At 63.1% G+C, this 8,552-nt stretch carries 9 protein-coding genes; all 9 read right to left on the minus strand.

Features of this window, described 5'->3' with window-relative positions; all coding sequences use genetic code 11:
• A partial coding sequence (locus tag Q0176_RS00320; protein WP_299297886.1) for a transporter substrate-binding domain-containing protein occupies positions 1-596 on the minus strand: 596 nt, incomplete at its 3' end.
• A gap of 68 nt (positions 597-664) precedes the next feature.
• Positions 665-1,366, minus strand: coding sequence for an amino acid ABC transporter ATP-binding protein (locus Q0176_RS00325; RefSeq protein ID WP_299297888.1), 702 nt, complete (start codon positions 1,364-1,366; stop codon positions 665-667).
• 35 nt (positions 1,367-1,401) lie between these two features.
• Positions 1,402-2,142, minus strand: a complete 741-nt coding sequence (locus Q0176_RS00330) for an ABC transporter ATP-binding protein (RefSeq protein WP_299297890.1) — start codon at positions 2,140-2,142, stop codon at positions 1,402-1,404.
• Positions 2,143-2,155: 13 nt separating this feature from the next.
• Entirely contained in the window at positions 2,156-3,397 is a 1,242-nt protein-coding gene (locus Q0176_RS00335; protein WP_299297892.1) for an FtsX-like permease family protein, read from the minus strand.
• 9 nt (positions 3,398-3,406) lie between these two features.
• Positions 3,407-3,808: a DUF4418 family protein gene (locus tag Q0176_RS00340; RefSeq protein ID WP_299297894.1), complete on the minus strand. Its 402-nt coding sequence runs from the start codon at positions 3,806-3,808 to the stop codon at positions 3,407-3,409.
• Between the two features lie 40 nt (positions 3,809-3,848).
• Entirely contained in the window at positions 3,849-4,871 is a 1,023-nt protein-coding gene (locus Q0176_RS00345; RefSeq protein WP_299297896.1) for an ABC transporter substrate-binding protein, read from the minus strand.
• A gap of 59 nt (positions 4,872-4,930) precedes the next feature.
• A complete protein-coding gene (locus Q0176_RS00350; protein ID WP_299297898.1) occupies positions 4,931-5,953 on the minus strand; it encodes an ABC transporter substrate-binding protein in 1,023 nt (340 codons plus the stop codon).
• Between the two features lie 102 nt (positions 5,954-6,055).
• Positions 6,056-6,832 carry an ABC transporter ATP-binding protein gene (locus Q0176_RS00355; RefSeq protein ID WP_299297900.1) on the minus strand — a complete coding sequence of 259 codons (777 nt, stop codon included), beginning with the start codon at positions 6,830-6,832 and terminating at the stop codon, positions 6,056-6,058.
• Positions 6,832-7,884 carry an ABC transporter permease subunit gene (locus Q0176_RS00360; protein ID WP_299297902.1) on the minus strand — a complete coding sequence of 351 codons (1,053 nt, stop codon included), beginning with the start codon at positions 7,882-7,884 and terminating at the stop codon, positions 6,832-6,834. Before Q0176_RS00360 ends, Q0176_RS00355 begins: the two co-directional genes overlap by 1 nt.
• Positions 7,885-8,552 lie beyond the last annotated feature (668 nt).

The raw sequence follows: 8,552 nt of genomic DNA on the forward strand, positions 1-8,552 counted from the left end.
GGATTAGCTATAAGTACAGAGTAGCTTCCCTCCTTGATACGCTCATGCTTCTTTAGGGCATCTTGGTAGATGATATTGATACTGTCCTGCCCGTACATAAAGGCTGACACCTTAGCAACCTTAGAGAGGCGGTACTCCTTCTCGATGCCGTCGATGAATTCCTCGTCGACGGAGCCGGGGACCATTCCTATACGCAGACCGTCGAGGTCCTTGAAGGTCTTGGCCTGGATTGAAGGCGCCGACATCAGGTTCTGTTCGTCGTAGAGGTACGGTTCGCTGAAATTATAGACCTCCTTCCGCTTCTCGGTCGGGGCCAGGGTATTGGCCACCGTATCCACGCGTCCATCCGAGACCATCCCCAGCAGGCTCGAGAAGGGCATCTGCTCAAACTCGACCTCGCAGTCGTTGCGCTTGGCGATCTCCTTCCAGACGTCCACCTCGAAGCCCTCCAGCTCCCCCTTGTCGTTCAGGACCGTAAAGCCCGACGTCGAACCGTCCATGCCGACCCTCAGAACCTTTTTTTCGGGCGCGGCCCCATAGGCGCACGACGCCAGAAGGACGACCGCAACGGACAGACACAGTGCAATCTTTCTCATCGCTCTCAGACCTCTCATCTCAAAACTTCCCCTTTCGATATTTCCGCTTCAACCTTTATACTTCCGCTTCAATCTTTCCGCACCAGGTCCAGAAATTCCCTGACCCTCCCATGTCTCGGCCGCTCAAATATCTCATCGGGGCTGCCCTCCTCCAGGATCCTCCCTCCATCCATGAAGACGACCCTATCCGACACTTCCTGGGCGAACTTCATCTCGTGCGTTACGACGATCATGGTCTGCCTACAGTTCGCAAGGCGTCGGATGACCCCGAGGACGTACTTGACGAGCTCCGGGTCCAGGGACGACGTCGGCTCGTCGAACAGCATGATCTCCGGTTCTATCGCCATCGCACGGGCTATCGCGACGCGCTGCTGCTGTCCTCCCGACAACTGATTCGGGTAGCTGTCCCGCTTGTCCTCCAGTCCCATCATCCCCAGAAGCTCCGCGACCCGCTCCTCCACCCTGTCGCCCCTCCACTTCTTTACCCTCCGAAGGTGCAGCGCGACGTTCTCCCCCGCCGTCAGGTTGGCGAACAGGGAAAAGTTCTGGAAGACCATAGAGCTGTGGGAACGCAGCTCGCGCACGAGCCCCTTCCCGAACCGGGAGAAGTCGAAGACCCTGCCGTCCTCGAAAGCGATCGTCCCCGCCTCGGGCTCCTCGAGGTAGTTCAGACATCTCAGAAAGGTGGACTTCCCCGTCCCCGAGGGGCCTATGACGGAGACGACCTCGCCCCTGCCGATATCCAGGTCGATCCCCTTGAGCACTTCCATCGGGCCGAACGATTTCCTGACGCCCCGGATTTCGATCACGGTCGCCCCTTGGGGACGACGAGGTTTTGGCCCTCCGCAAGACGGCCGTCCTCCATCGTCCAGATTTTTGTCCCGTAGCTCAGGAGCTCCAGTTCGTGCGTGATCATGAGGACGGTCGTCCCCTCGGAGTGGACGCGCCGGATCTCCTCCATGACCTCGTGGGAGGTGAGGACATCCAGGTCCGCGGTGGGCTCGTCCGCGATGAGGAGCCTCGGCCCCTTCAGAAGCGCCCGCGCCAGCATCGCGCGGCGGGCCTCCCCGCCGGAGAGCTCCCGCGGAAACGCGCCGCCCAGCGCGGCAATCCCCATCCGGTCCAGCAGCTCCCGGGCACGCCGCTCCCCATCGGCCTTGTCCTGCTTCGGCGCGCCTCCATCCGGGCCCCCCCCATCCAGGTAAAGGGGAAGGCGGACGTTGTCCCACACGGAGAGGTGCGGAAGGAGGCGGGAGTCCTGCGGAACGTAGCCGATCCGTTCGTTCCGCAGGCGCGCCATCGCGGCGTCGTCCCCGTAAGGAAGCGGGGCGCCGTCGAAAAAGGTCTCCCCCGAAAAAGGCGTCAGGAGGCCGGACAGCAGGTTCACGAGGGTCGACTTCCCGCTGCCCGACCGTCCCACGATGTGCCCGAAGTCCCCCTCGCAGAGGGCAAAGTCGACGCGATCGACGGCGCAGAAGTCCCCCGTCCCGCGGGGGAAGCGCTTCGTCAGCCCCCTTGCCTCCAACAGTTTTTTTGATGATGTCATCGTCGATCCCATCCTATCGGTTTGCCCGCAGGAGCGTCAGCGTCTCCTCCCGGCTCAGGCGCCGCGCGAAGCCCCACCCGGCCGCCGGCCCCGTGAGCAGCGCCAGCAGAAGACTCCCGAGTGCGAGCAAAAAGAACTGCATCGGAGAGGGGTTGAGGAACGGCATGTCCAGGGAGACGCTCAGCACCCGGTCGAACACGATGCACAAAAAAGCGCCCGATGCCGTCCCCAGGGCGGCGCCGAAGAGGCTGACAAGGAACGCCTCGGACAGGACCAGGCCACCGAGGTAGCCCCGCGGAGCGCCCATGACCCGCAGAAGCGCGAACTCGCTCTTGCGCTCGTTCATCAGTACCGTGAAGACCAGCTTCAGCACGAAGAAGGAGACGCCCCAGAGAATGATCGAGAGCAGCAGAGCGTAGACGCGCATCGACTTGAATTTCTCGGCCACCCCCCGGACAACGTCCACGGAGCTCATGGCCGTCACGCCGCTGCCCTTGAGGCGACGGCGCAGCTCCTGAGCGACTTCCGCCGCGTCGGACTTTTCATCGACGCGCACCATGACGCTCGATATCGTCGTCGGGTCGTTGACCTCGGGGTAATTCAGCCGAAACCTCTCGTTCTGCATCAGGCGCCGAGCCGTCTCCACCGTGACGAAGGCGGAGTTGTCGAACCCCATCCCCGTCCGTTCGAGGCGCGCGGCCACCCGAAAAGTCTCCCCGAAGAAGAGCAGCGTCTCCCCCTCCCGGGCCACGATGTTGGCGCCCACGACGATATCGCAGGATTCCAGGCTGCCCTGGATCTGTCGGGCCACCCAGGGCCGTATGTTGAAGTCCGTCTCCGGGTCGAAGCCGATGAGCTGGATGGCAAAGTTGCAGCACCCGGCCGAGAGCGTCGCGAGGAAGAGCTGCGGCGACGCGGCGGCGACCCCCGGAGTCGCCGTCACGTCGCCCAGAATGGAAGAGGGCATGTAGAACTTGCTGGGATTCCCCTTGAGGATCGTTCCCCGGACCTCCCCCTCGGTCCCGGAGGGGAGCACGAGGACATCGGCGCCAAGACGGTCCGCCAGGCTGGACATCCCCCGCCCCATCGACAGGCTCAGATACCCCCCCGTGAAGAGGGCGAACGAGAGCAGGGCGACGAGAAACACCAGGCTCTTCGTCCGCGAGGCGCTGTGGGCGACGTTGAGATGGGCGAGGCGAAAGCGGGTGAGAGGCCTCGATTCCCGTGCGCCTTCCCCCATGGCCCTGTCTGCCATGATCTTCGCTTATTCCTTTCCGCAAGCGGCGCGCAGGGCCAGAAGCGACGACAGCAGCAGCCCGGCGGACAGCACGTACAGGACGGGGATGGAGATGGTCTGGCACGGCATCTGCAGGTTCTTGCAGCCCCCGATCAGTCCGCCCGGCAGGGCCGCAGCGAGCACGGAGATGCCGGCCAGGGCCTGGGCGAGCCCCTTGCGGACGCCCCTGTCCTTCTGCAAAAACATGAGAACGCCCAGCAGGGCGACGAGGGCCCCAACCCCCAGCTCGGCCATCCCCATCCAATGGCACTTCATCCAGCGTCCGCCCTCCGGGAGGGGACAGACCGCGGCGGGCCCCCAGTAGGGCAGGACCGCGATGAGGACACCAAGTACAACGATGACGGCAGCGAACACGTTTCCTTTTTTCATGACGGTTTCTCCTCGATACGCCTTGGACCCGAGCTCCGGGCTACTTCCCCTGGAGCACAGGGTCCCAGACCTTGTCCAGGATCTCCTTCGTGGGGGCGGACTTGTCCAGCAGGCCGTAGCTCTTGTAGTCGTCGATGACCTTGACCAGGGTATCCTCGGTCGCCGCGTCGCTCATGGCGTAATTGAAGGTGTTGAAGATCTTCTGGACGAGATCCCGTTCTCCGGAGGCCCAGTTGTTCTCCTGGAGGACTTTGACGGCCTCCTCGCGGTTGGCCAGGATCCACTCCTTGGCCTTCTCGTGGGCGCGGGTCAGCTTCTTCACCGTGATGGGGTTGCTCTCGTAGAAATCCAGGTTGACGGCGTGGATGCAGCAGCACTCGTCCTTGAAATCGGGGTCGTGCGTGATGGTCCGCACGACGCGCAGCGTCCCGTCGTCCAGGAACTGTTGGATGAACTGGTCGCTCAGCAGCGCGGCCTGGATCTCCCCGCTCTTGAGCGCCAGCACGGAGGCCCCGGAATCGACCACCTTGTACTTGACGTCCTTGACCGGGTCGATGCCGTCGCGGCTCAGCAGGCGCATGGTGATGTTCTGGTCGGAGGCGCCGATGCCGTCCGGAACCGAGATGGTCTTGCCGACCAGGTCCTTCGTGCTCTTGATGGGTCCGTCGTTCAGCACGCACAGGGACTTGCACCCGGTGTGGATGCCCGAGGTGAACTTCATGCGCACCCCGTTGACCGCAGGGATCAGCAGCGTGGCGATATGGTCGCCCGTCACGTCGATCTTCCCCGTTCCGATAGCGTCGCCCTGGGCGCTGCTGCCGCCCTGATAGCGGGTGATCTCGGTCTTGAGCCCCTCGGCCTCGTAAAAGCCCTTCATCTGCGCGATGCCGAAGGTCCCCAGGCACAGGCCGCCGTTATACCCGATGCGGATGGTCTTTCCGTAGGCGGGCTCCTTCTTCCAAGCCGCCTCCTCCTCCTCCGGCGTCATGGCCAAGGCCGACGCAGCGGAGGTCAGAACCAGCGCAAAGACCGACAGAACGCTCAAAAACTTTTTGCTTACCATATTTAAGTTCCTCCCTGATTTTTTCGCAATATCTTCGGGGCGACGCCCCGAAAATCCCATTACTGCTGTTCGTCCCTGAGGACCCGATCCCAAACCCTGCCCATGACCTCCTGGGTGTCGAAGTCCCTGTTCAGGATGCCGCAGGTCTTGTAGTCGTCAATGACCTTGATGAGGGTCTCCTCCGTAACCTGGTCCGTCACGGAGTAGTCCAGCGTGTTGTAGTACTCCAGAACATCGTCGAACTCCCCGGATGCCCACTTGTTCTCGAGCATCAGCCTGATGGCGTCCTCGCGGTTCGCCATGATCCACCTGCGGGCCGCCTCGTGGGCACGGGTCATCTTCTTCACCGTAATGGGGCTGTTCTCGCAGAGGTCCTTCGCGACCGCGTAGATGCAGCAGGTCTCGTTCTTGAAGTCGTCGTCCGTCGTAATCGAGCGGACGACACGAAGCGTCCCGTCCTTCAGGAACTTCTGGATGAACTGATCGCTGAAGAGCCCTGCCTCGATCTCGCCGCTCTGCATGGCCAGGACCGCGGCCCCCTGATCGGTGACCTTGTACTTGACGCCGTTCACGGGGTCGATGCCGTCGCGGAGCAGGAAGCGCATGGTGATGTTCTGGTCCGAGCCACCGATGCCGCTGGGCACCGCGACGGTCTTGCCCACAAGGTCTTGGGTCGTCTTATACGGGCTGTCGTTCAGCACGCACAGGGACTTGCACCCGGTGTGCATCCCGGTGGTGAACTTCATCTGCACGCCGTTGGCCGCGGGGACCAGGAGGGTGGCGATGTGTCCGCCCGCCACGTCGATCTTGTGCGTTCCCAGGGCGTTTCCAAGCGTGACGGTGTCCCCCTGATAACGCACAATCTCCGTCTTCAGCCCCTCGGCCTCGTAGAACCCCTTCACCTGCGTGATGCCCAAAGTCCCCGTGCACAGCCCGCCGTTGTACCCGATGCGGATGGTCCTTCCGTAGGCGGGCTCCTTCTTCCAGGCCGCGTCCTCCTCCTCCGGCGTCATGGCGAGGGCCGTGCCGGCGGACGCCAGAAACAAAGCGCCGCACAACAGCGCAAACCACTTTCTGCTCATCGTTCCTTACTCCCCTCCCGAAATACTTCTTTTTGGAATCCAGGCTGCTTCCCCATTCTCCCAGGCGCACACGGGCCGTTATTCCTTCCGGCCATCCGCTTATCACGCCCCCTCCGCATGCCCGAAGTCGAGCATCTCCAGGACGTCCTTCCGGAACTTCAGGAAGGCGGAGCTCGTCCGGTTTCGCGGGTAGGGCATGTCGTTCTTCATGTCCACGCGGATGCGCCCGGGCCGGGGCGCCATCACCACGACCCGGGTCCCCAGGTACAGGGCCTCGTCGATGTCGTGCGTCACCATCAGCATCATGTGACCCGAACGCTGCCAGAGGTTCAGCAGCTCGTCCTGCATGTTCATGCGGGTGAAGGCATCGAGGGCGCCCAGCGGCTCGTCCAGCAGGAAGACCCTGGGGTGGTTGATCATCGTGCGGATCAGGGCCAGCCTCTGGGCCATGCCGCCCGAGAGCTGATGGGGAAAGTCGTTGCGGAACTCCGTCAGCCCCGCCAGCTCCAGCAGGCGCTCCGCCTCCTCCTTCAGGGCGTCCTTCCGCTTCATCATCCGCGGGCTGAAGTTCAGGTTCTGCTCCACGGTGAGCCAGGGGAAGAGGGTCGGCTTCTGAAAGACCATGCCCCGCTCCGGATCCGGGCCCGTGATGGGGTCTCCGTTCAGGGTCAGCGTCCCGCTCGTGGGGACGATCAGCCCGGCGACGAGGCGCAGGATCGTGGACTTCCCGCACCCGGACGGCCCCACGACGGACACGAACTCCCCGTCCGTCACCGTGAGGTTGATGTCCTCCAGCGCGTGGGTCACGTCGTCCGTGCCGATGCGCGCAAACCCCTTGTACACCTTATGCAGTTCGAGGACGTTCCTGTCGGCGGCCATCACTGCACCACCCCTTCCTGCCAGCGCAGAACCCATCGTTTGATCCGATTCAGGCCCCAGTTGACGAACACGAACACGATGCAGAGGACGATGATGGCGGCGTACATCTTGCCGTACTGCGCCCAGCTCTTCTGCCAGGAGACGTACCAGCCGAGGCCGGACTCCACCCCGACCATCTCGGCCACGATCAGGGCCATACAGGCGGAGCTCATGCCCTGCGTGAGCCCCTGGAGGATGTTGGGAAGGGCGAAGGGCAGCGCCACGTTGAAGACCAGGTGCCTTGGCTTGGCGCCGAGCGTCCTGGCCGCCTCGTAGAAGGAGCGGTCGATGTTGCGGACGCCCGTCATGGTGGCGATGGTCAGGGAGTACCACACGCCGAGCGCGATGATGAACACGCTTCCGGCGAAGAGCGAGGAGGCGACGACCATCACGACGGGTATCCACGTCGGGGAGGGGATCGCGCCCAGCAGTTTCATGAACGGCGCCACCCAGTAGTCGACCCCGCGGTTGTACCCGCAGGCCACCCCGGTGACCAGGCCCAGCCCGGCCCCGACGAAGTAGCCGCTGAAGAGCAGGAAGAGGGAGTTGAACGTACAGTTCAGGAGGTAGGCCCTGTCCTGCCAGGCGGCGTTGAGGATCTCGTCCGCCCACGGGAAGTAGGGCAGCATCAGGGTCCCGCGTTTGAGGGTCAGGATGTCGTACCCCGCGAGGAGGAGGAAGACGAAGGCGTAGAAGGGCGCCTTGTAGCGGAGACGATAGAAGACGCGCCGGGACCGGAAGGCCGCGGCAAAGAAGGCCAGGCTCGCCACGATGAGGACGGCCAGAAAATACGCGTAGGTCGGGGTGCTTCGATTCCCCTTGAGGTTGGGGACCCACAGGTACTCCGCCAGGGCCAGGCAGCCGGCCAGGACGGGCAGAAAACAGATCAGGTAATCGCAAAAAAGGCGCATCGGCGTCCTGGGGGCGCTCTCCAGCTCCTCCAGACGGTCCCGGGTCAGGTTATCCAGGACCGTCCCGCCCGATGCGTCCTCCGGGTTCCAGTCGTTCTTCACCCAACTTCACTCTCCCAGTCGCGGAGGGATACGCCCTCCACTCGTGTCATTTCATGAAATCGATTCGTCGCATGGGGTACACCCGCACGGAGATAGGCATCCCCCTCCCGCCGCCTGCGCGGAAGGAGGCGTACGGGCCATCAGGGATGCACGGCATACGGCGGCGACCGCCGGGCTTTCGGCGTCCGCCTCTATGCAATGGGGCAAACGAAAAAATGTGTCCTGCCAACGCAGGGCGAAACGGGGCAGGGAAAGAACAGCCTGGAAGGGGAAAAACCATCGCGGTGAAGACGTCCTCGCCACAGGCCTCGTACTCGCAAGGAGCCGAAACCTGAACGGGAGCGACCGCGAGACTTGCCTAAAGAGAGGCCGGATCCCTCCATGCGTACCCCGCGCAGCGGCACAATGCACCCCGTGCATCGCCGGCTGCGAATCACGTCACGGCATAACGCATGAAGATCCTCCTTTCCACAACGGGGCCGCCTCCGGGCCCAAACTGAGATCACTCCAAAATTCACTCTAACAAAAGTCCTATGGGCTGTCAAGGCCGAAGGAAAAGCCTGTCGCCGGACTGTGATAATGTCATCCCTTAGCGGGACCGAGAGAATGTCACCCCCCCCTCAGGACAGGAGCCTCTTGGATAATGGAGGCATGAGGAATTCAGGTGA

This window comes from uncultured Fretibacterium sp. (assembly GCF_938040765.1).
In the GTDB taxonomy this organism is placed as follows: domain Bacteria; phylum Synergistota; class Synergistia; order Synergistales; family Aminobacteriaceae; genus CAJPSE01.